This window comes from Piscinibacter gummiphilus, assembly GCF_002116905.1.
Classification (GTDB): domain Bacteria; phylum Pseudomonadota; class Gammaproteobacteria; order Burkholderiales; family Burkholderiaceae_C; genus Rhizobacter; species Rhizobacter gummiphilus.
In genome coordinates, this window is the sequence record NZ_CP015118.1 from 5,147,491 (window position 1) to 5,167,666 (window position 20,176).

Genomic DNA, 20,176 nt, shown 5'->3' on the forward strand with positions numbered 1-20,176 from the left:
ATGCCCACCGGCCGCCTGATCCTCGTCCCCAACACCCTCGACTTCGGCGTCTCCACCGACGGCGACGTGCAGGACGTGCTGCCCCTCGGCGCACTGCGCACGGCCGCGCGGCTCACCCACTGGGTCGCCGAAAACGCCAAGACCACGCGGGCCTTCCTGAAGCGGGTCGACGCCATCGTGCCGCTCGGGCAGCCGCTTCAGTCGCTGTCGATCGTCGAACTGCCCCGCCCGCAGAAGGGGGGCCGCGCGCCCGCAGCCGGCACCGACCTGAAGCCGCTGCTGCAACCCGCCCTCGACGGGCACGACGTGGGACTCATCTCCGAGGCGGGCCTGCCGGCCATCGCCGACCCCGGGGCCGCGCTCGTGCAGGCGGCCCATGCGCTGGGCATCGCGGTGCTGCCACTGTCGGGCCCCAGCTCGCTGCTGCTGGCCCTGGGCGCGAGCGGCCTCAACGGGCAGAGCTTCGCGTTCGTGGGCTACCTGCCGGTGGACGCGGGCGAACGCGCGGCACGCATCCGCGACCTGGAGGCCCTGTCGAAGCGGGCCGGGCAGACCCAGCTGATGATCGAGACGCCGTACCGCAACGAGGCGCTGCTGGCCGCGCTGGTGAACGGGCTGAAGGGGGACACCTGGCTGTCGGTCAGCAGCGGGCTGACGCTGGCGTCCGGATGGACCTGGTCTGCCCCTGTATCGCAATGGCGGGCCATGCCCCGGCCGGTGCCGAACGACGTGCCGGCGGTGTTCTCGTTGCTGGCCTCCGCCGCACCGCAGGTCACACCCGGCGGCGGGCCGAAACGCTGATCACCACCGTCTTACAATTCGCAAGTCAGCGCCAGGCTGCACCGCATCACATCTTTTCCGTGGCAGGTCCTTGCATCCCGCGAGGTCCGACAAGGATGCTCCATGACGTCACCCATCAACTTCATCGCGAACGACCAGAACCTCGACCAGCTCGCTCGGCGCCTCGACAGTGAGGGCATCGTGTGCGTCGAGGGCGCCGTACCGCCCGAAAGTCTCCAGCGTTGGCGCGACCAGCTCGATCGCCTCATCGAGAAGCAGGGGTTCCGCTACTTTTCGATCATCCAACCCTGGAAGGAACGAGGCTCGGCCTACGAGGAACTGGCAGCCGACGCCAACTTCCGAGCCCTGCTCACCGGGCTCACTTCCCGGGGCTGTCGCGGCCACGAGGCCGAGGGCGACATCTACAACGTGCTGCGAGTCATCGCAGGGCCGAACGGCAAGCAGAAGTCGTTCATGTTCCACTACGATGCCTCCGTCGTGACTGTGCTGATACCGCTCCAGATCCCGGAAGGCAAACCCGAGGATGCCGGCGACCTGATTGCCTGGCCCAACCGGCGGCCGGTTCGGGGCTCGTCGGTGATCAACGCCATCGAAAAGAGCCTGATCCAGAACCCCCTGTCGCGCTGGTGGTGGTCTCGCCGTGTGGTCAGGCGCCCGGACGACCGCAACATCTACCGCCTCAAGCCCGGGAACATGTATCTGTTCTGGGGATACCGCACCCTGCACGCCAACCTCGGCTGCAAGTCGAACAGCCTTCGTGCCACGCTGCTGTTCCACCACGGGGACCCGCACCAGGGGTCGCTGGTGACACGCGCCATCCGCTGGACCCGCCGCGTCCGGGAAGCGCGCAACGTCACCAAGATGCCGGCATGATCTCGCCACAACCGTTCCACCGCCCCCTTCCAGACGGCAGACTCATCAGCGCCGCATCGTTCGGGTGCTCGTCCATGTGGGCGAAACCCGAATTCCCCGAACCCCTCGCCATGGCGCTGCTGGAAGCCGCCGTGGGCGACGGACTGAACTACCTCGACACCGGTCCGAGCTATGCCAACGGCGAGGGCGAACGCCGCCTCGGCACATTCCTCCACCGGCAGTCGCTGCCCGACGTCATCGTCTCCACGAAGGTGGGCACGAATTTCGACGGGAGCGGGCGGCGCACCCGCTCGTTCGAGGTGCGCGACATGGAGCGAAGCTTCACGGACAGCCTCGCCCGGCTGGGCCGGGAGCAAGTCGACATCCTGTACCTGCACGGCCCGTCGCTGAAGGACCTTCGGGACGAGGTGTTCCGCTTCCTCGAAGCGGAGAAGTCCCGGGGGCGCATCGTGTGGTCCGGCGTGAACTCGTTCGAGATGGACGTGCTCGACGCCTGCGTCGACAGCCCGATCGACGCCCTGATGATCCAGTACAACGTCGCGGACTTGCGGGCCGAGCGGCTGCTGCCGCAGTTCCGCGCACGGGGGAAGATCGTGGTGTCGGGCACCGCGCTGGCGCGGGCGATCTACGACCCTCGAACCTTCCTGCCACGCGACCGGGCCGGGCTGTGGTATCTGCTGAGAGCACTGAAGGGTGACCCCCTGTTCATCGCCAGGGGCCGCCGCCTGAAGCGGGTCATCGAGCAGACGGGCGACACTGGCGCCCGGGCCGCGATGCGATTCGTCGCGGGACACCCACTGATCCATAGCGCCACGTTCGGCACCACCAAGCTGGATCACATGCGCAGCAACATCGAGGCCGCGCGCGCGCCGATGGAAGAGCGCCACCGGCGGCTGTTCTTCCCGGCCTGACACGTGGTGGCGCCTGGCGCCGCAGCCTCTGTGGGCCGGTCAGTCGGCCTTCTTGGCGCTGAACAGCGCCGCCACCTTGCGCTTGGGCTTGATGTTCGGCGACACGCGCCCGGCGGGCACCGCGGCCTTCTGCTCCCAGGCCGGTTCGGCGGCGCTGGACGGCTCGTAGGGCTTGTCGAAGAACGGGTCGCGCGGCGGGGCCTTCGGCGGCGAGTAGGCGCGGGCGGGTGCCGGGCCGTCGTCCCAGCCGCGGCGCGAGCCGCGTTCGCTGCGGTCCGGTCGGCCTTCGCGCGGCTCGAAGCGCGGGCGGCTCGTGTCGAGCTCCAGCGGCTCGAGCTCGAGCTTCTTCTTGATCAGCTTCTCGATGTCGCCCACGAGGCGGCTGTCGTCCTTCGTCACGAGCGTGATGGCCACGCCCGAGGCGCCGGCACGGCCCGTGCGGCCGATGCGGTGCACGTAGTCTTCCGCGTTGAACGGCACGTCGAAGTTGATCACGCACGGCAGGTCGGCGATGTCGAGGCCGCGGGCGGCCACGTCGGTGCAGACCAGCACGTCGGTCTCGCCGGCCTTGAACGAGGCGAGTGCCTTGAGGCGCTCATCCTGCGACTTGTCACCGTGCAGTGCGTTGGTCTTGAGGCCGTCGCGCTCCAGCGAGCGGGCGAGACGAGCGCAACCGAGCTTCGAGTTGACGAAGACGATGGCCTGCTTGATGCCGCGGTCGGCCAGCACCTTGACGACGGCCTGGCGCTTGTCGTCGGTGGAGACGCTGTAGAAGCGCTGCTCGACGGTGGAGGCCGTGGCGTTCGGGCGGGCCACCTCGACCAGCACCGGGTTCTGCAGGTAGCTTTCGGCGAGCTTCTTGATCTCACCGGAGAACGTGGCGGAGAACAGCAGCGTCTGGCGCGCCTTCGGCAGGTAGCTCAGGATGCGCTGCAGGTCGGGCAGGAAGCCGATGTCGAGCATGCGGTCGGCCTCGTCGAGCACCACGTACTCCACCTGGTTCAGCACGCAGTTCTTGGCCTCGATGTGGTCGAGCAGCCGGCCCGGCGTGGCGATCAGCACCTCGACGCCCTGCTTCAGCTCGAGCGTCTGGGGTTTCATGTCGACGCCGCCGAAGACCACGGCGACCCGCAGCTTGCTGTGCTTGGCGTACGCCTTGATGTTGTTGGCGACCTGGTCGGCCAGCTCCCGCGTGGGCGCGAGCACCAGCGCGCGCACCGGGTGGCGGGCCGGGGAGACGCTGCTCGTCTCGTGCTTGAGCATCTTCTGCAGCAGCGGCAGCGAAAACGCCGCCGTCTTGCCCGTGCCGGTCTGGGCGGCGCCCATCACGTCGCGGCCTTCGAGCACCAGCGGGATGGCCTTCGCCTGGATGGGCGTGGCCATCGTGTACCCGGAGTCGGCGATGGCCTTCTGGAGCATGGGCGCCAGGGGCAGGGAGGAGAATTCCACCGCGGGCGGCGGGGCGGCCGCGTCAGTGCGGGAGGGATCCTGGGTTGTATCGGTCATCCCCGGATTATCCTCCCTCCGGCGAAACCCGCATGACCGTCACATCCCGGCCCCTAGAATCAGAGGATTCGCACTCCGTTCCCAGCCATGATTCTCGTTACAGGCGGCGCCGGCTTCATCGGCGCGAACTTCGTCCTCGACTGGGTGGCCTCCACCGACGAACCCGTCGTCAACCTCGACGCGCTCACCTACGCCGGCAACCTCGAAAGCCTGACCTCGCTGCAGGGCAACCCGCGCCATGTCTTCGTGAAGGGCGACATCACCGACCGCGCGCTGCTCGACCGCCTGCTCGCCGAACACCGCCCCCGCGCCATCGTGCACTTCGCCGCGGAAAGCCACGTGGACCGCAGCATCCACGGCCCGGGCGACTTCATCCGCACCAACGTCAACGGCACGTTCACCCTGCTGGAGGCCGCGCGCGCCCACTGGCTGTCGCTCGACGCCGACGCGAAAGCCGCGTTCCGCTTCCATCACGTGAGCACCGACGAGGTCTATGGCTCGCTGTCGCCCACGGCCCCCGCGTTCACCGAAACCCATCCGTACGAGCCCAACAGCCCGTACTCGGCCAGCAAGGCCGCCAGCGACCACCTCGTGCGCGCGTGGTTCCACACCTACGGCATGCCGGTCGTCACCACGAACTGCAGCAACAACTACGGTCCGTACCACTTCCCCGAGAAGCTGATCCCGCTGATGATCGTCAACGCGCTGGCCGGCAAGCCGCTGCCCGTGTACGGCGACGGCCAGCAGGTGCGCGACTGGCTCTACGTGAAGGACCACTGCTCGGCCATCCGCGAGGTGCTCGCGCGCGGCACGCCCGGCGAGACCTACAACGTGGGCGGCTGGAACGAGAAGCCCAACCTCGAGATCGTGCACACCGTCTGCGCGCTGCTCGACGAGCTGAAGCCCGACCCGGCCGGCAGCTACAAGCGCCTGATCACCTTCGTCACCGACCGCCCGGGACACGACCGCCGCTACGCCATCGACGCCCGCAAGCTGGAACGCGAGCTCGGCTGGAAACCCGCCGAAACCTTCGAGACCGGCATCCGCAAGACGGTGCAGTGGTACCTCGAGAACGCGGCCTGGGTCGCCAACGTCCAGAGCGGCTCGTACCGCGACTGGGTGTCGAAGCAGTACGGCGCATGAAGATCCTCCTGCTCGGCAAGAACGGCCAGGTCGGCTGGGAACTGCAGCGCGCGCTGGCCCCGCTCGGCGACGTGATCGCGCTCGACCGCCGCACCACGCCGGCCGCCGACCTGTCCGACCCCGAATCGCTCGCCGCCCTCGTGCGCGACGTGCGACCCGACGCCATCGTCAACGCCGCGGCCCACACCGCGGTCGACAAGGCCGAAAGCGAGGCCGCGCTCGCCCGCGCCGTCAACACCACCGCCCCGGCCGTGCTCGCTCGCGAGGCGGCGGCGCTGGGCGCCTGGCTCGTGCACTACAGCACCGACTACGTCTTCGACGGCAGCGGCACCGCGCCGTGGACCGAGTCGGCGCCCGTGGCCCCGCTGAGCGTGTACGGCCAGACCAAGGCCGACGGCGAGGCCGCCATCCGCCTGAGCGGCTGCCGCCACCTCGTCTTCCGGACGAGCTGGGTGTACGCGGCGCGCGGCGGCAACTTCGCGAAGACGATGCTGCGCCTGGCACGCGAACGCGACCGCCTGACCGTGGTCGCCGACCAGTTCGGCGCGCCCACCGGGGCCGACCTGATCGCCGACGTCACGGCCCACGCGCTGCGCACCGCCGTGTCGCGCCCCGAGGTGTCCGGCACGTACCACCTGGTGGCCGCCGGCGAGACCAGCTGGCACGGCTACGCGCGGCACGTGATCGAACACGCCCGCGCGGCCGGCCAGGAGATCCGCGTGCCGGCCGACGCCATCGAGCCCGTGCCCACGAGCGCGTTCCCCACGCCGGCCCGCCGGCCCGCGAACTCGCGCCTCGACACCACGCGGCTGCGCAACACGTTCGGCCTGACCCTGCCCTCCTGGCAGTCGGGCGTCGACCGCCTCCTGGCCGAAGTCCTGGCCCCCTGAACCGAAGAGCACCATGAGCAATCGCAAAGGCATCATCCTCGCCGGCGGGTCGGGCACCCGCCTGCACCCGGCCACCCTCGCCATCAGCAAGCAGCTGCTGCCGGTGTACGACAAGCCCATGGTGTACTACCCGCTCAGCACGCTGATGCTGGCGGGCATCCGCGACATCCTGCTGATCAGCACCCCGCAGGACACCCCGCGCTTCGAGGCGCTGCTGGGCGACGGCACCAAGTGGGGCATCAACCTGAGCTACTGCGTGCAGCCGAGCCCGGACGGCCTCGCGCAGGCCTTCATCCTCGGCAAGGACTTCATCGGCGGCCACCCGAGCGCCCTCGTGCTCGGCGACAACATCTTCTACGGCCACGACCTGCAGCGGCAGCTGGAGTCGGCCACCGGCCGCGAGAAGGGTGCGTCGGTGTTCGCCTACCACGTGCACGACCCCGAGCGCTATGGCGTCGTCGAGTTCGACCGCGACCGCCGGGCCCTGAGCATCGAGGAAAAGCCGAAAGCCCCGAAAAGCAACTACGCCGTCACCGGCCTCTACTTCTACGACGAACAGGTCTGCGACATCGCCGCCAGCATCAAGCCCTCGCCGCGCGGCGAACTCGAGATCACCGACGTCAACGCCCGCTACCTCGCGCAGCAGCAGCTCAACGTCGAGATCATGGGCCGAGGCTACGCCTGGCTCGACACCGGCACCCACGACAGCCTGATGGAAGCCGGCCAGTTCATCGCGACGCTCGAGAAGCGGCAGGGCCTGAAGGTGGCCTGCCCCGAGGAGATCGCCTACCGCTCCGGCTGGATCACCGCCACGCAGCTCGAGCAGCTCGCCCAGCCGATGATCAAGAACGGGTACGGACAGTACCTGCTCAAGCTCCTCAAGGAACAGGTCTTCTGATGTTGATCACCCCCACCGCCCTTCCCGAGGTGCTGCTGATCGAGCCGAAGGTGTTCGGCGACGAGCGCGGCTTCTTCCTGGAAAGCTTCAGCCAGAAGACCTTCGACGCCGCCGTGGGCCGGCACGTCGACTTCGTGCAGGACAACCACTCCCGCTCGACGAAGGGCGTGCTGCGGGGCCTGCACTACCAGCTGCCGCCCCACGCGCAGGGCAAGCTCGTGCGGGCCGTCACCGGCGCGGTGTTCGACGTCGCCGTCGACCTGCGCCGCAGCAGCCCGAACTTCGGCAAGTGGGTGGGGTACGAGCTGAGCGCCGAGAACAAGCGCATGCTGTGGATTCCGCCGGGCTTCGCGCACGGGTTCCTCGTGCTCAGCGACACGGCCGACTTCCTCTACAAGACGACCGACTACTATGCGCCGCAGGCCGAGGGCGCGGTCCGTTTCGATGACCCCGCCGTGGGTGTCGCCTGGCCCGCCTCCACCGCGGACCTGCAGCTGTCCGGCAAGGACCGCGACGCCCCGCCGCTGGCCGGCGCACGCACCTTCGACTGACCACCTGTCGGGGAAATCCCGAAGGGTCCGCTCGGCTACACTTGAAAGCTTGCCGCCGGGGATCTGCGCCCGGGGGCAGGCAGGCAATCGCCGCGGCGTCCAATTTCCCTGCAGTGGTCAGTCCTGCACAGCTCTCCGTCACTGAAGCCCGCAAGCGGTTCACCCAAGCACATGACGTCCCAGTCCATCCAACCCGTGATCATGGCCGGCGGCAGCGGCACGCGCCTCTGGCCCCTGTCCCGCGCGGGTTTCCCGAAGCAGTTCCTCGTCCTTCAAGGCGACAGCAGCCTCTTCCAGGACGCGGTGCAACGTGTGGCGAAAGTCCGGCCCGCGGGGTTCGACACCCGCGCCCCGCTCGTCGTCGTGCACGAGGACCATCGCTTCCTCGCCACCGACCAGTTGCGTGAACTCCAGCTCGCGCCGCAGGCCCTGATCCTCGAACCGGTCGCCCGCAACACCGCGCCGGCCGTCTCGCTGGCCGCGCTGGCCGCGCTCGAGGGCGGCGCCGACCCCATCCTCGTCGTCACCCCGGCCGACCAGACCGCCACCGCCCCCGACGCCTTCACGGCCGCGCTCGGCAAGGCCGTCGAACTCGCGGACGGCGGCCTCATCGCGCTGATGGGCGTGCCGCCCACCCGCCCGGAAACGGGCTACGGCTACGTCCGCAGCCACACGGTCGGCGACGCCCACGCCGTGGTGCAGCAGTTCGTCGAGAAACCCGACCTCGCCACCGCCGAGCGGTACCTCGCCGAAGGCGGCTACCACTGGAACTCCGGCCTTTTCGTGATGCGGGCCTCGGTGTGGATGGCCGCGCTGGAACGCTTCCGCCCCGACATCGCCACCGCCTGCCGCGCAGCCTGGGCGGCGCGAAAGACCGACGCGAACTTCATCCGTCCCGGCAAGGCCGAGTTCGCCGCCGTGCCGGCCGAGTCGGTCGACTACGCGGTGCTCGAACGCTGCCCCGGCACGGAGTTCGGCATCGGCATGGTGCCCCTCGCCGCCGGCTGGAACGACCTCGGCGCGTGGGACAGCGTCTGGCAGGTGGCCGACAAGGACGCCGGCGGCAACGCCACCCGCGGCGACGTGCTGCTGCAGGACGCCGCCAACTGCCTCGTGCACGCCTCCGGCCGGCTCGTCAGCGTCGTCGGCCTGAACGACGTCGTGGTCGTCGAGACCCCCGACGCCGTGATGGTCAGCCACCGCGACCGCAGCCAGGACGTCAAGAAGATCGTCGGCGCGCTCGACTCCGGCGGCCGCGTGGAACACACGGCCCACCGCAAGGTCCACCGCCCCTGGGGCTGGTACGACAGCATCGATGCCGGCGCGCGCTTCCAGGTCAAACGCATCATGGTGAAGCCGGGCGCCTCGCTGAGCCTGCAGATGCACCACCACCGCGCCGAGCACTGGATCGTGGTGTCCGGCACCGCCGAAGTCACCTGCGGCGACAAGACGCTCGTGCTGACCGAGAACCAGAGCACCTACATCCCCCTCGGCGAAACCCATCGCCTCGCGAACCCGGGCAAGCTGCCGCTCGAGATCATCGAGGTCCAGTCGGGCTCCTACCTGGGCGAGGACGACATCGTCCGTTTCGAAGACACCTACGGCCGCAAGTAGGCCCGCAAGATGCAAAAGCAATCGAAGATCTTCGTCACCGGCCACCGCGGCATGGTCGGCAGCGCCATCGTGCGCCGGCTCGAGGCCGGGGGCTACACCAACGTCCTGACGCGCACGCACGCCGAACTCGACCTGCTCGACCAGGCCGCGGTCCACGCCTTCCTCGCGGCCGAGAAGCCCGACTACCTCTTCCTGGCCGCGGCCAAGGTGGGTGGCATCCAGGCCAACAACCTGTACCGCGCGGACTTCCTGTACCAGAACCTGCAGATGCAGGCGAACCTGATCCACGGCGCCCACCTCGCGGGCGTGCAGCGTCTCATGTTCCTCGGCTCGAGCTGCATCTATCCGCGCGACTGCCGCCAGCCCATCCGCGAGGACTACCTCCTCACCGGTCCGCTCGAGCCCACGAACGAGCCCTACGCCATCGCCAAGATCGCCGGCATCAAGATGTGCGAGAGCTACAACCAGCAATACGGGCGCGAGTACGTGAGCGTGATGCCCACGAACCTCTACGGCCCGAACGACAACTACGACCTGGCCAACAGCCACGTGCTGCCGGCCCTGATCCGCAAGGCGCACGAGGCGCGCCTGCGCGGCGACACCGAGTACGTCGTGTGGGGCACGGGCACGCCGAGACGCGAGTTCCTGTACGTGGACGACCTGGCAGACGCTTGCGTCTTCCTCTCGGAGCAAAGCTACAATGGCGCCCTCGTCAACATCGGCACGGGCGAGGATGTCACCATTCGCGAACTGGCTGAAACCGTCATGCGCGTGGTCGGCTTCGAAGGGCGCGTGGTCTACGACCAGACCAAGCCCGATGGCACACCCCGCAAGCTCCTCGACGTCGGCCGCCTGGCCAGCCTGGGCTGGCGCGCCAAGACGCCCCTGATCGAGGGCATCAGGAAGGCCTACGAGGCCGCTCCCTTCCGCCGCTAGCCCCCTCCCGAATCCCGATCCGAGAATTCACATGAGCCAAAACAAAGTCGCGTTGATCACCGGGGTGACCGGTCAGGACGGCGCCTACCTGTCGGAACTGCTGCTCGACAAGGGCTACGAAGTGCACGGCATCAAGCGCCGCGCGTCGCTGTTCAACACGGACCGCATCGACCACCTGTACCAGGATCCGCACGTCGATCATCAGCGCTTCAAGTTGCACTACGGTGACCTGACCGACTCGACCAACCTGATCCGCATCATCCAGCAGGTGCAGCCCGACGAAATCTACAACCTCGCCGCGATGAGCCACGTGGCGGTCAGCTTCGAGACCCCCGAATACACGGCCAACGCAGACGGCATCGGCACCCTGCGCATCCTCGAGGCCATCCGCATCCTCGGCCTGGAAAAGAAGACCCGCTTCTACCAGGCCAGCACGTCCGAGCTGTACGGCCTCGTGCAGGAAATCCCCCAGAAGGAAACCACGCCCTTCTACCCGCGCAGCCCGTACGCGGTCGCCAAGCTCTATGCCTACTGGATCACGGTCAACTACCGCGAGGCCTACGGCATGTACGCCTGCAACGGCGTGCTGTTCAACCACGAGAGCCCGCTGCGCGGCGAAACCTTCGTCACGCGCAAGATCACGCGCGCCATCGCCCGCATCGCGCTCGGCCTCCAGGACTGCCTGCACCTCGGCAACATGAGCGCCCTGCGCGACTGGGGCCATGCGAAGGACTACGTCGAGATGCAGTGGCTGATGCTGCAGCAGGACAAGCCGGAAGACTTCGTCATCGCCACCGGCGTGCAATACAGCGTGCGCCAGTTCGTCGAGTTCTCCGCGCGCGAACTTGGCATCACGCTCGCGTTCAGCGGCGAAGGTGAACGCGAAGTCGGTACCGTCGTGCAGGTCGAAGGCAACAAGGCCCGCTGCAAGGTCGGCGACGTCATCGTGCGCGTCGACCCGCGCTACTACCGCCCCACGGAAGTCGAGACCCTGCTCGGCGACCCCACAAAGGCCAAGCAGAAGCTCGGCTGGACGCCGAAGATCACGCTGCAGGAACTGGTCCGCGAGATGGTCGAAAGCGACTACGACTCCGCACGCCGCGACCACCTGGTCAAGGAAGCCGGCTTCCAGGCCTACGACTACAACGAATAGCAGCAGATGAAGGTCTCAGTCATTGGAACGGGCTACGTCGGGCTGGTCACCGGCGCCTGCCTCGCGGACATGGGCAACGACGTCGTCTGCCTCGACATCGACGCGCGCAAGATCGCGATCCTCCGCGAGGGCGGCATCCCCATCCACGAGCCCGGGCTCGACACGCTCGTCCAGCACAACGCGCAGGCGGGCCGCCTCCACTTCACGACGGACGCGCGTGAAGCAGCGCTGCATGCCGACATCCACTTCATCGCGGTGGGCACCCCGCCTGACGAGGACGGTTCCGCCGACATGAAGTACGTGCTGGCCGCCGCCCGCGAGGTCGGCCGTCACATGAACCGCTACTGCGTGATCGTCAACAAGAGCACCGTGCCCGTCGGCACCGCGCAGAAGGTCCGAGCCGCCGTCGCCGAAGAACTCGCGGCCCGGGGCGCCGACATCCGCTTCAGCGTGGTCTCGAACCCCGAGTTCCTGAAGGAAGGCGCGGCCATCGAGGACTTCATGCGGCCCGATCGCATCGTCGTAGGCTCGGACGACGAGCAGGCCACCCGCATCATGCGCGAGCTCTACGCGCCCTTCGAGCGCAACACGCCGAAGGTGCTCGTGATGGACATCGCGTCGGCCGAACTCACCAAGTACGCGGCCAACGCGATGCTCGCCACCCGCATCAGCTTCATGAACGAGATGGCGCTGCTGGCCGAAGTGCTCGGTGCCGACATCGACGCCGTCCGCCGCGGCGTCGGCAGCGACCCCCGCATCGGCAGCCATTTCCTCTATGCCGGCTGCGGCTACGGCGGCTCCTGCTTCCCGAAGGACGTGGCCGCGCTGTCGCGTGCCGCAGGGGATGCGGGCATCTCGATGGGCGTGCTCGATGCCGTCGAGGCTGCCAACGAGCGCCAGAAGGAACTGCTGATCGCCCGCATCGAGGCCCGCTTCGGCCATGACCTCGGCGGCCGGGTGTTCGCCCTGTGGGGCCTCGCCTTCAAACCTGGCACCGACGACATGCGCGAGGCGCCGAGCCAGGTGGTGGTGCGCGCACTCGTCAAACGGGGTGCCACCGTCCGAGCCTACGACCCGGTCGCCACGGACGAGGCACGCCGCGTGCTCGCCGACGTCGCGGGGTCGGTGGAGTACCAGTCGCACGCCATGGATGCGCTCAAGGGCGCCGACGCCCTCGTGGTCGTGACGGAGTGGAAGGAATTCCGCAGCCCGGACTTCGACCACATCAAGTCGCTCCTCCGCAAGCCCATCATCTTCGACGGCCGCAACATCTTCTCGCCCGAAGCCGCTCGCCAGGCGGGCTTCGAATACACGGGGATCGGCCGAGCGTGAGCGCCACCCGGAGCCCCTCGGCCACCACGCCGCGCCGCGCGCTCATCTGCGGCGTGGGCGGGCAGGATGGTGCCTACCTGACCCGTCTGCTGTTGGACAAGGGCTACGAGGTTTTCGGCACGTCGCGCGACGTCACCGGCATGCGGGGCGCCGGTCTGTCAGCCGTGGGCGCCCGGTCGCGAGTGCAACTCGTGTCGATGGCATCGAACGATTTCCGCAGCGTGCTGCAGACGATCACACGCACCGCCCCCGACGAGGTCTACAACCTGGCTGGCCAGAGTTCCGTCGGCCTGTCGTTCGAACAACCCGTCGAGACCATCGAGAGCATCGCGCTCGGCACGCTGAACCTCCTCGAAGCCATCCGCTTCGTCGACAAGCCGATCCGCTTCTACAACGCAGGGTCCAGCGAATGTTTCGGCGACACGGCGGACGCGGCCGCCTCCGAGGAGACCCCGTTCCGCCCTCGCAGTCCCTATGCGGTCGCCAAGGCCTGCGCGCACAACCTCGTCGCGAACTACCGGGATGCCTATGGCATGCACGCCTCCACCGGCATCCTGTTCAACCATGAATCGCCACTCCGTCCCGACCGGTTCGTCACGCAGAAGATCGTGCGCGCCGCCTGCCGCATCGCGGCAGGTGGCAACGAGGCGCTGACCCTCGGCAACCTCGACATCCACCGCGACTGGGGCTGGGCACCGGAGTACGTGGATGCCATGTGGCGCATGCTGCAGCAGGACCGGGCCGCCGACTTCGTCATCGCCACGGGACGCTCCGTCTCGCTCGAGCATTTCGTCGCCACGTCGTTCGCCCACTTCGGCCTGGACTGGCGGCAGCACGTCCGACATGATCCGTCGCTGCTGCGCCCGTCGGACATCCGCTTCGGCGCCGCCGATCCTTCCCTGGCGGAACGGCAACTCGGCTGGAAGGCCAGAGTCAGTGTCGAACAAGTGGTCGCCGAGATGTGCCGGGCCGCGCAGGCAGCCACGTCCTCGGGTGGCTGATGGCTGTTCCGTCCAAACCCACGCCGGAGCCCTTGCGGCAGCTGTTCGCCCTGATCGACAAGCTGCGGCACGCGACCACGGGATCGGCCGGGCGGCGCGCCGTCACCGCCAACTCGGGCTGGCTGCTCTTCGACAAGCTGACCCGCTCGCTACTGGGTCTCCTGGTCGGCGCGTGGGTGGCACGGCACCTGGGACCCACGCAGTTCGGCCTGCTCGCCTACGTGCTAGCGTTCATCGCACTGTTCCAGGCCATCGCCAACCTGGGCGCGGACGCCATCATCGTCCGTGACATTGCACAGCACCCTGACTCCGCCCCGGAGATCCTCGGCACGGCGCTGGGACTCCGCGCCGGTTTCGGCGTCTTGTGCTGGGCAGTCGCCGTCGGCTGTGTCGCGGCACTCAACGCGGACGCCCCACGCACGATCCTGATGGCGGCCATCGTCGGCAGCGTGCTGGTGTTTCAGGCATCCGACACGGTCGACCTCTGGTTCCAGAGCCAGAGCCGAAGCCGCCTCACCGTATTCGCAAAGCTGAGCGCGTACCTGCTGTCAAACGGCATCAAGGTGGGGCTGATCCTCTGCGACGCCCCCCTCGAAGCTTTCGCGGCCGTCACCGCGTTCGATGCCCTCGCCTGCACGGCTGGTCTGTTCATGGCGTACCGCCGGATGCGCACCCCGCAGCGCTGGCGGTTCGTACTGCCCCGCGCCACGCGACTCGCCGGGGAAGCGTGGCCGTTCATGCTGAGTGGGGTGTCGATCATGGTGTACGCCCGCATCGACCAGATCATGATCAAGGAGATCCTCGGCGATCACTCGCTGGGGATCTATGCAGCAGCGCTGCCGCTGTCGCAATTCTGGCAAGTCATTCCACTCACCCTTGCCACGAGCCTCGCACCCTTCATCGCCCGGCGAAAGATTGCAGACGAGCGCGACTACCAGCGTTCGCTCGTACTCGTGTTCCGCGCCTTCTTCTACATGGGTGTGGGCTGCGCGGCGTTCACCTGGCTCGTCTCGGGGATCCTGGTGATCCACCTGTTCGGCCCGGCATTCGCCGAAGCGACCCACACGCTGAACGTGCACGCGATCTCGAACGTGTTCTGCTTTCTCGGCGTGGCCCACGGGTTGTGGCTCGTCAACGAGCGCCGCTTCGCGGTACGCCTCTACGGTACCCTGCTCGCTGGATTGACCACCATCGCGATGAACATGCTGCTCCTCCCCCGCTTGGGCACGGTGGGTGCGGCCTACGCGGCCATCGCGGCCCAGTTCGTGGCGGCCGTCCTCATCAACCTCTTCCTCGACCCGCGAAGCTTCCGGATGCAATGCGACGCAATCTTCTTCAGAAAGGTGTGACAACGTGGTGAGACAAGTCGGAGACATGTACGCCTTGCTCCTCGGCTGGCCCGCCCTCGCCAGCCTGCACAAGGGACTGTTCTATCTGTCCGGCCGCGCGCTCGGGCTGTTCAACTACATCTCGCCTCGCATCTCGGGAGAGTCCCATGTGATCCGAACTTGCCTGGCGGACAAGAAGTCCCCCGTGGTATTCGACGTGGGCGCCAACGAGGGCCAGTGGACTGCGGATGTCATGGCCCTCGAGCCGACCGCACGTGTACACGCCTTCGAGCCGCAGTCGCGCTTGGCCAACCGCATCGCCGCGGAACAGCCGGGCGTGAAGGTGAACAACATGGCGCTCGGCGACGCGCCGGGCACCCTGGAGCTCGGTGACTACGCCGAGCATGCGGGCTCGCAGCACGCCAGCCTGCTCAAGGGCGTGATCGACGGCATCCACCACGGCGCGGTGACCTACACCTCCGTGGCTGTGGGCACGCTCGACGACTACTGTACCGAACACGGCATCGACCACATCGACCTGCTCAAGATCGATGTCGAAGGGTTCGAACTCAAGGTGTTGCAGGGCGCGAAACGCATGCTCGCGGAACGCCGCCTGGATGTGATCCAGTTCGAATTCAACGAGATGAACGTGATCGGCGGCACGTTCCTGAACGACTTCTTCGTGAGCCTGAACGACACGCACCTGCTGTTCCGCCTGCTGCCGCACGGCCTGCTGCCCTTGAAAGCCGGCAACCATTGGCTCAACGAACAATTCGTCTTCCAGAACATCATCGCCTTCCGGCGTTGAAAGGAGCTCCCTGATGACACGACACTTGATCACCGGCGGCGCCGGCTTCCTGGGCTCCCATCTCTGCGACCGGCTGATCGACCGCGGAGACGACGTCCTCTGCGTCGACAACTTCTTCACCGGCGCCAAACAGAACGTCAGCCACCTGCTCGACCATCCGCGCTTCGAGCTGATGCGCCACGACGTCACGTTCCCGCTGCACGTGGAGATCGACCGCATTTTCAACCTGGCCTGCCCTGCATCGCCCGTGCACTACCAGCACGACCCGGTGCAAACCATGAAAACCAGCGTGTTCGGTGCGCTGAACATGCTGGGCCTCGCCAAGCGCACAGGTGCACGGGTGCTGCAGGCCTCCACCAGCGAGGTGTACGGTGATCCGGACGTCCATCCCCAGCCAGAAGGCTACTGGGGCAAGGTGAACCCGATCGGCATCCGCAGTTGCTACGACGAAGGCAAGCGCGCCGCCGAGACCCTCTTCTTCGACTACCACCGCCAGCACCAGGTCCCGGTGAAGGTCGTGCGCATCTTCAACACCTACGGCCCGCGCATGAACCCGGAGGACGGCCGCGTCGTCAGCAACTTCATCGTGCAGGCCCTGCGGGGCGAGGACATCACGATCTACGGCACCGGACAGCAGACGCGCAGCTTCTGCTACGTCGACGACCTGGTCGAGGCCATGCTCCGCATGATGGACACGCCCGCCGACTTCACCGGCCCGATGAACATCGGCAACCCAGGTGAGTTCACGATGCTCGAACTGGCCGAGAAGGTGCTCCAGCTGACGGGTGGAAGTTCGAAGCTCGTGTTCAAGCCGCTGCCATCGGACGATCCGCGGCAGCGCCGGCCGGACATCGGCCTGGCCAAGCAGCGAATCGACTGGGAGCCGAAGGTCGCGCTGGACGACGGACTCAAGGAAACCATCGCGTACTTCCGCAAGGTGCTCGCCGCATGAGCATCCGCAGCCCCATTCTCTTCCTGGTGTTCAACCGGCCGGACACCACGGCGCGTGTCTTCGAGGCGATCCGTGCCGCGCGGCCGCCGCGTCTGTACGTCGCCTCCGATGGCCCGCGTGCCGGCCGGCCCGACGAAGCCGCGCGATGCGACGAAGTGCGGCGCATCGCAACGGCTGTCGACTGGCCCTGTGAAGTCAAGACCCTCCTGCGTCCCGAGAACCTCGGCTGCAAGCGAGCCGTGAGCTCCGGCATCAGCTGGTTCTTCGAGCAGGAACCGGAAGGCATCGTCATTGAGGACGACTGCGTTCCCGACCCGTCGTTCTTCACGTACTGCGACGAGTTGCTCGAGCGGTACCGCGACGACCCCCGCGTCATGTGCATCAGCGGCGACAACTTCATCTCGAGCGACTGGAAGCCCGACAGCAGCTACTACTTCTCCAAGTACATCCACGTCTGGGGCTGGGCCAGCTGGCGTCGGGCCTGGAATCTCTACGACGTGGAGATGCGAGACTGGTCCGCGCAGGACAAGGCCGGTCTGCTGGAGCGACGTTTCCCGAACGCACCGCGGGCGCAGGCCCATTGGCGGGAACTCTTCGATCGCGTGTCGACCGGCCGCATCGACACGTGGGACTACCAGTGGAACTACGCGTGCCTGAAACACGACGGCGTGAGCTGCATGCCCGAAGTCAACCTGATCTCGAACATCGGATTCGGCCAGGGCGCAACGCACACGGTCAGCCCCGAGAGCAAACTGGCCAACCTCCCGGTCTCGAGTCTCTCGCTGCCACTGCGCCACCCGGACAAGGTCGCCGCAGACGTGCGGGCCGACCAGTGGACGAGCGACCACGTGTTCGACATCGACGAACGCAACGTCAGCCTGAAGCGCCTGCGGCGCGCTGTGACGGGCCGGCTGCGCCGGGTGTGGTCGCTGGTGGCGAGCTGACATGACTGGCAGAGACCACGACACCTGCCGCGTGTGCGGCGGCCGGAGCCTCTTCACCTACAGCCAACGGGTACTCGACGACGACGTCCGCTATTTCGACTGCGCCGCCTGCGGCTACTTCCAGACCGAAAAGCCTTACTGGCTCGAGAAGGCCTACGCCTCGGCGATCAACGACGTGGACACCGGCATCCTCTGGCGCAACCAGCTGAACGTGCGCCGTGTGCTGATGACGCTCTCGGCGTTCGGGAAGTTGTCGGGCGTGGTCGTGGACCACGCGGGGGGTTACGGCATCCTCGTGAGGCTGCTCCGGGACGTCGGCGTCGACGCCCGATGGCGCGACAAGTATTGCGCCAATCTCCTTGCCCGAGGCTTCGAGGCTGATGGCACCCGTTGCGACCTGCTGACGGCCTTCGAGGTCTTCGAGCACCTGGAATACCCGCTCGCCGAACTCGAGTCACTGCTCGCGCAGGCGCCGGTGGTGCTCCTGTCCACCGACCTGATCCGCCAGACGGCGCCGCCCGCCCCGGACTGGTGGTACCTCGGCCAGGAACACGGCCAGCACATCGGCTTCTTTCGCGAGCGCACCCTCGCCGGGATGGCCAAGAAACTCGGCTGCCACCACGCGAGCGACGGCCGTTCCCTGCACGTCTTCTCGCACGAGCCCATACCGCGCCGCTGGTTGCCCATGCAGCGCCTCAACCGACTGGCGCCGCTCGTCACGGCGGGCGCGTTGCGGTCCCGCGTGCAAAGCGACTTCGAAGCGCTGCGGCGCTCGGGCGCTCCCCTCCCCCCACCATGAATCCAGTTGTCTACGACTATCAGACGTTCAGTCTCCAGCAGTATGGCGGCATCTCGCGGTACTTCTGTGAGCTGGCCCTGCGGGTCCATCGCACGGACGGCTTCCGGGTCAAAGTAGTGGCCCCGGTGCACTTCAACGAGTACCTGCCGGAGTGCGGCGTGCCCCAGGTGGCCGCGTACCTCCCCATGCGGATCCCGAGAACGGGACGGCTCTACCGTGGCGCGAACCGCCTGCTGGGGCCCCTGTTGACGCGGGCCGCCTCGCCGTCCCTCATCCACCGCACCTACTACACCCCCATGGGCAGCCCCTCGGGTGTTCCCGTAGTGGTGACGGTGTTCGACATGATCCATGAGCTGTTCGCGGACCGGTTCCCGGCCGGCGACACCACGAGCCGCGACAAGCGAGCGAGCCTCGAGCGTGCGGACCACATCCTGTGCATCTCCGAGTCGACGGCCAATGACCTGGTGCGCCTGTTCGACATCCCGCGCGAGAAGATGTCGGTCACGCACCTCGGCTACTCGAACATCTTCGCCACGCCGAGGACCGCGCAGGAAACCGCCCCGCATGCGCGACCCTACCTGCTGTATGTGGGACACCGCGTCGGGTACAAGAACTTCGACATGGCGCTCAAGGCATACGCCAGTTCGGCGCGCCTGCGCGGAGAGTTCGACTTCGTCACGTTCGGCGGGCCGCCGCTCAGCGCCTCGGAACGATCACTCATCGAGGAACTGGGGCTCGCGCCATCGCAGGTCGTGCGCATCGGTGGCTCCGACGCGGACCTCGCGCGGGCCTATCGCCACGCGCGGGCGTTCGTCTACCCCTCCCAGTACGAAGGATTCGGCATTCCGCCCCTGGAGGCCATGAGTTCGGGCTGCCCCGTTGCGTGCTCGGACGTGAGTTCGGTGCCGGAAGTGGTCGGGCAGGCTGCAGCACTCTTCGATCCCATGGACGTCGAGTCCATCCGGGCTGCCCTGGAAAGCCTGTGCCTGAACGACGTTCGCCGGCAGTCCATGATCGACGCTGGCAACGAACGTGTCAGGCAGTTCTCGTGGGATCGCTGCGCCGCCGACACCGTGGCGGCCTACCGAAAGGTGCTGGGCACCTGAGCACCCGAACGCACATGCCGCACAGGCGACTCAGCGACTCACCTCGAAGAGGCCGTACAGGCAGTACTGGCGCAGCTTGCGGTCGAGCAGGCTCGACTTGCCGATCGGAGTGTGGAGCACCTCGACGGAACGGAAGCCCGCCCGTTCGACCGTGGTGCGCAGCGAACCCTCGTCGTACATGACCTTGTGGTCCGGATCGCTCTGCCAGCCCCGCTGGCCGGGCACGCCGACGAGGAAACGTCCGCCGGGCACGAGCACGCGCCGCACTTCGGCGAGCAACGGTGCGGGCACCTCGATGTGCTCGAGCACGTTGTCGAGCAACACGGAGTCGAACGACATGTCAGCGAACGGCAGCACGTCCGGCACCATCAGGTGGGCCTCGAGGCCCCGCTCCCGGCAGAAGCGGAGCGTGTGCTCGTTGACGTCGACACCGGTCGTCTGCGGACGGAACGCGAGCATGTCACCAATTCCGCAGCCGATGTCGAGCGTCTTGCCGCGCAAGCGGCGCACGAGGCGCGGATAGAGCCAGTAAGTGCGGTACAGGTGTCCGAGCTTGCTGCGCTTGAGCAGGTACCGGAAGTATTGATCGTGGTCGGTCATACGGGCCTTCGTCGATGCGTTTCGTTCAAG

General features: G+C 67.5%; 20 protein-coding genes. 18 read left to right on the top strand and 2 right to left on the bottom strand.

All coding sequences use genetic code 11. The annotated features are described in order from the left end of the window. The 3 genes from A4W93_RS23530 to A4W93_RS23540 all read left to right on the top strand — a co-directional run bounded on the left by A4W93_RS23530 (position 1) and on the right by A4W93_RS23540 (position 2,585). Positions 1–801, top strand: coding sequence for an SAM-dependent methyltransferase (locus A4W93_RS23530; protein ID WP_085752927.1), 801 nt, complete (start codon positions 1–3; stop codon positions 799–801). A gap of 102 nt (positions 802–903) precedes the next feature. Next, complete coding sequence (locus A4W93_RS23535) at positions 904–1,674, top strand: hypothetical protein (RefSeq protein WP_085752928.1); 771 nt, start codon at positions 904–906, stop codon at positions 1,672–1,674. Positions 1,675–1,748: 74 nt separating this feature from the next. Beyond that, complete coding sequence (locus A4W93_RS23540) at positions 1,749–2,585, top strand: aldo/keto reductase (protein ID WP_157782224.1); 837 nt, start codon at positions 1,749–1,751, stop codon at positions 2,583–2,585. Between the two features lie 39 nt (positions 2,586–2,624). On the opposite strand, the gene A4W93_RS23545 is transcribed toward A4W93_RS23540, so the two are convergent. Continuing rightward, the gene (locus A4W93_RS23545; protein ID WP_085752930.1) at positions 2,625–4,091 is read right to left on the bottom strand and encodes a DEAD/DEAH box helicase; all 1,467 of its coding nucleotides are present in this window, start codon (positions 4,089–4,091) and stop codon (positions 2,625–2,627) included. A gap of 87 nt (positions 4,092–4,178) precedes the next feature. On the opposite strand from A4W93_RS23545, the gene rfbB reads away from it, so the two are divergent. The 15 genes from rfbB to A4W93_RS23620 all read left to right on the top strand — a co-directional run bounded on the left by rfbB (position 4,179) and on the right by A4W93_RS23620 (position 19,546). After that, positions 4,179–5,234: a dTDP-glucose 4,6-dehydratase gene (rfbB, locus tag A4W93_RS23550; RefSeq protein WP_085752931.1), complete on the top strand. Its 1,056-nt coding sequence runs from the start codon at positions 4,179–4,181 to the stop codon at positions 5,232–5,234. Then, positions 5,231–6,124, top strand: a complete 894-nt coding sequence (gene rfbD, locus A4W93_RS23555) for a dTDP-4-dehydrorhamnose reductase (RefSeq protein WP_085752932.1) — start codon at positions 5,231–5,233, stop codon at positions 6,122–6,124. Before rfbB ends, rfbD begins: the two co-directional genes overlap by 4 nt. Before the next feature lie 13 nt (positions 6,125–6,137). Then, positions 6,138–7,022, top strand: a complete 885-nt coding sequence (rfbA, locus tag A4W93_RS23560) for a glucose-1-phosphate thymidylyltransferase RfbA (protein ID WP_085752933.1) — start codon at positions 6,138–6,140, stop codon at positions 7,020–7,022. Continuing rightward, a complete protein-coding gene (rfbC, locus tag A4W93_RS23565) occupies positions 7,022–7,573 on the top strand; it encodes a dTDP-4-dehydrorhamnose 3,5-epimerase (RefSeq protein WP_085752934.1) in 552 nt (183 codons plus the stop codon). Before rfbA ends, rfbC begins: the two co-directional genes overlap by 1 nt. Positions 7,574–7,744: 171 nt before the next feature. Then, entirely contained in the window at positions 7,745–9,187 is a 1,443-nt protein-coding gene (locus A4W93_RS23570; protein WP_237357611.1) for a mannose-1-phosphate guanylyltransferase/mannose-6-phosphate isomerase, read from the top strand. Between the two features lie 9 nt (positions 9,188–9,196). Continuing rightward, positions 9,197–10,123, top strand: a complete 927-nt coding sequence (locus A4W93_RS23575) for a GDP-L-fucose synthase family protein (protein ID WP_085752935.1) — start codon at positions 9,197–9,199, stop codon at positions 10,121–10,123. A gap of 31 nt (positions 10,124–10,154) precedes the next feature. Further along, complete coding sequence (gene gmd / locus A4W93_RS23580; RefSeq protein ID WP_085752936.1) at positions 10,155–11,276, top strand: GDP-mannose 4,6-dehydratase; 1,122 nt, start codon at positions 10,155–10,157, stop codon at positions 11,274–11,276. Between the two features lie 6 nt (positions 11,277–11,282). Continuing rightward, positions 11,283–12,608, top strand: a complete 1,326-nt coding sequence (locus A4W93_RS23585; protein ID WP_085752937.1) for a UDP-glucose dehydrogenase family protein — start codon at positions 11,283–11,285, stop codon at positions 12,606–12,608. Beyond that, entirely contained in the window at positions 12,605–13,609 is a 1,005-nt protein-coding gene (locus A4W93_RS23590) for a GDP-mannose 4,6-dehydratase (RefSeq protein ID WP_174694893.1), read from the top strand. Before A4W93_RS23585 ends, A4W93_RS23590 begins: the two co-directional genes overlap by 4 nt. Continuing rightward, entirely contained in the window at positions 13,609–14,958 is a 1,350-nt protein-coding gene (locus tag A4W93_RS23595) for a flippase (protein WP_157131760.1), read from the top strand. Before A4W93_RS23590 ends, A4W93_RS23595 begins: the two co-directional genes overlap by 1 nt. 25 nt (positions 14,959–14,983) lie before the next feature. Beyond that, complete coding sequence (locus A4W93_RS23600; protein ID WP_085752939.1) at positions 14,984–15,745, top strand: FkbM family methyltransferase; 762 nt, start codon at positions 14,984–14,986, stop codon at positions 15,743–15,745. A gap of 13 nt (positions 15,746–15,758) precedes the next feature. Continuing rightward, positions 15,759–16,697, top strand: coding sequence for a UDP-glucuronic acid decarboxylase family protein (locus A4W93_RS23605; protein WP_085752940.1), 939 nt, complete (start codon positions 15,759–15,761; stop codon positions 16,695–16,697). Next, on the top strand, positions 16,694–17,641 hold the full coding sequence (locus A4W93_RS23610; RefSeq protein WP_085752941.1) for a hypothetical protein: 948 nt from the start codon (positions 16,694–16,696) through the stop codon (positions 17,639–17,641). The genes A4W93_RS23605 and A4W93_RS23610 overlap by 4 nt, the downstream gene beginning before the upstream one ends. A gap of 1 nt (position 17,642) precedes the next feature. Then, positions 17,643–18,440: a class I SAM-dependent methyltransferase gene (locus A4W93_RS23615; RefSeq protein WP_085752942.1), complete on the top strand. Its 798-nt coding sequence runs from the start codon at positions 17,643–17,645 to the stop codon at positions 18,438–18,440. Next, positions 18,437–19,546: a glycosyltransferase family 4 protein gene (locus A4W93_RS23620; protein WP_085752943.1), complete on the top strand. Its 1,110-nt coding sequence runs from the start codon at positions 18,437–18,439 to the stop codon at positions 19,544–19,546. The genes A4W93_RS23615 and A4W93_RS23620 overlap by 4 nt, the downstream gene beginning before the upstream one ends. 30 nt (positions 19,547–19,576) lie before the next feature. Here the strand turns inward: A4W93_RS23620 and A4W93_RS23625 are convergent, their stop codons facing one another. After that, positions 19,577–20,146 carry a class I SAM-dependent methyltransferase gene (locus A4W93_RS23625; protein WP_157782225.1) on the bottom strand — a complete coding sequence of 190 codons (570 nt, stop codon included), beginning with the start codon at positions 20,144–20,146 and terminating at the stop codon, positions 19,577–19,579. Between the last annotated feature and the right edge of the window lie 30 nt (positions 20,147–20,176).

Excerpts from the sequence above, each read along its gene's own strand:
- A4W93_RS23530 (WP_085752927.1), top strand. The coding sequence starts at position 1 with ATGCCCACCGGCCGCCTGATCCTCGTCCCCAACACCCTCGACTTCGGC.
- A4W93_RS23535 (WP_085752928.1), top strand. The coding sequence starts at position 904 with ATGACGTCACCCATCAACTTCATCGCGAACGACCAGAACCTCGACCAG.
- A4W93_RS23540 (WP_157782224.1), top strand. The coding sequence starts at position 1,749 with ATGTGGGCGAAACCCGAATTCCCCGAACCCCTCGCCATGGCGCTGCTG.
- A4W93_RS23545 (WP_085752930.1), bottom strand. The coding sequence starts at position 4,091 with ATGACCGATACAACCCAGGATCCCTCCCGCACTGACGCGGCCGCCCCG.
- rfbB (WP_085752931.1), top strand. The coding sequence starts at position 4,179 with ATGATTCTCGTTACAGGCGGCGCCGGCTTCATCGGCGCGAACTTCGTC.
- rfbD (WP_085752932.1), top strand. The coding sequence starts at position 5,231 with ATGAAGATCCTCCTGCTCGGCAAGAACGGCCAGGTCGGCTGGGAACTG.
- rfbA (WP_085752933.1), top strand. The coding sequence starts at position 6,138 with ATGAGCAATCGCAAAGGCATCATCCTCGCCGGCGGGTCGGGCACCCGC.
- rfbC (WP_085752934.1), top strand. The coding sequence starts at position 7,022 with ATGTTGATCACCCCCACCGCCCTTCCCGAGGTGCTGCTGATCGAGCCG.
- A4W93_RS23570 (WP_237357611.1), top strand. The coding sequence starts at position 7,745 with ATGACGTCCCAGTCCATCCAACCCGTGATCATGGCCGGCGGCAGCGGC.
- A4W93_RS23575 (WP_085752935.1), top strand. The coding sequence starts at position 9,197 with ATGCAAAAGCAATCGAAGATCTTCGTCACCGGCCACCGCGGCATGGTC.
- gmd (WP_085752936.1), top strand. The coding sequence starts at position 10,155 with ATGAGCCAAAACAAAGTCGCGTTGATCACCGGGGTGACCGGTCAGGAC.
- A4W93_RS23585 (WP_085752937.1), top strand. The coding sequence starts at position 11,283 with ATGAAGGTCTCAGTCATTGGAACGGGCTACGTCGGGCTGGTCACCGGC.
- A4W93_RS23595 (WP_157131760.1), top strand. The coding sequence starts at position 13,609 with ATGGCTGTTCCGTCCAAACCCACGCCGGAGCCCTTGCGGCAGCTGTTC.
- A4W93_RS23600 (WP_085752939.1), top strand. The coding sequence starts at position 14,984 with ATGTACGCCTTGCTCCTCGGCTGGCCCGCCCTCGCCAGCCTGCACAAG.
- A4W93_RS23605 (WP_085752940.1), top strand. The coding sequence starts at position 15,759 with ATGACACGACACTTGATCACCGGCGGCGCCGGCTTCCTGGGCTCCCAT.
- A4W93_RS23610 (WP_085752941.1), top strand. The coding sequence starts at position 16,694 with ATGAGCATCCGCAGCCCCATTCTCTTCCTGGTGTTCAACCGGCCGGAC.
- A4W93_RS23615 (WP_085752942.1), top strand. The coding sequence starts at position 17,643 with ATGACTGGCAGAGACCACGACACCTGCCGCGTGTGCGGCGGCCGGAGC.
- A4W93_RS23620 (WP_085752943.1), top strand. The coding sequence starts at position 18,437 with ATGAATCCAGTTGTCTACGACTATCAGACGTTCAGTCTCCAGCAGTAT.
- A4W93_RS23625 (WP_157782225.1), bottom strand. The coding sequence starts at position 20,146 with ATGACCGACCACGATCAATACTTCCGGTACCTGCTCAAGCGCAGCAAG.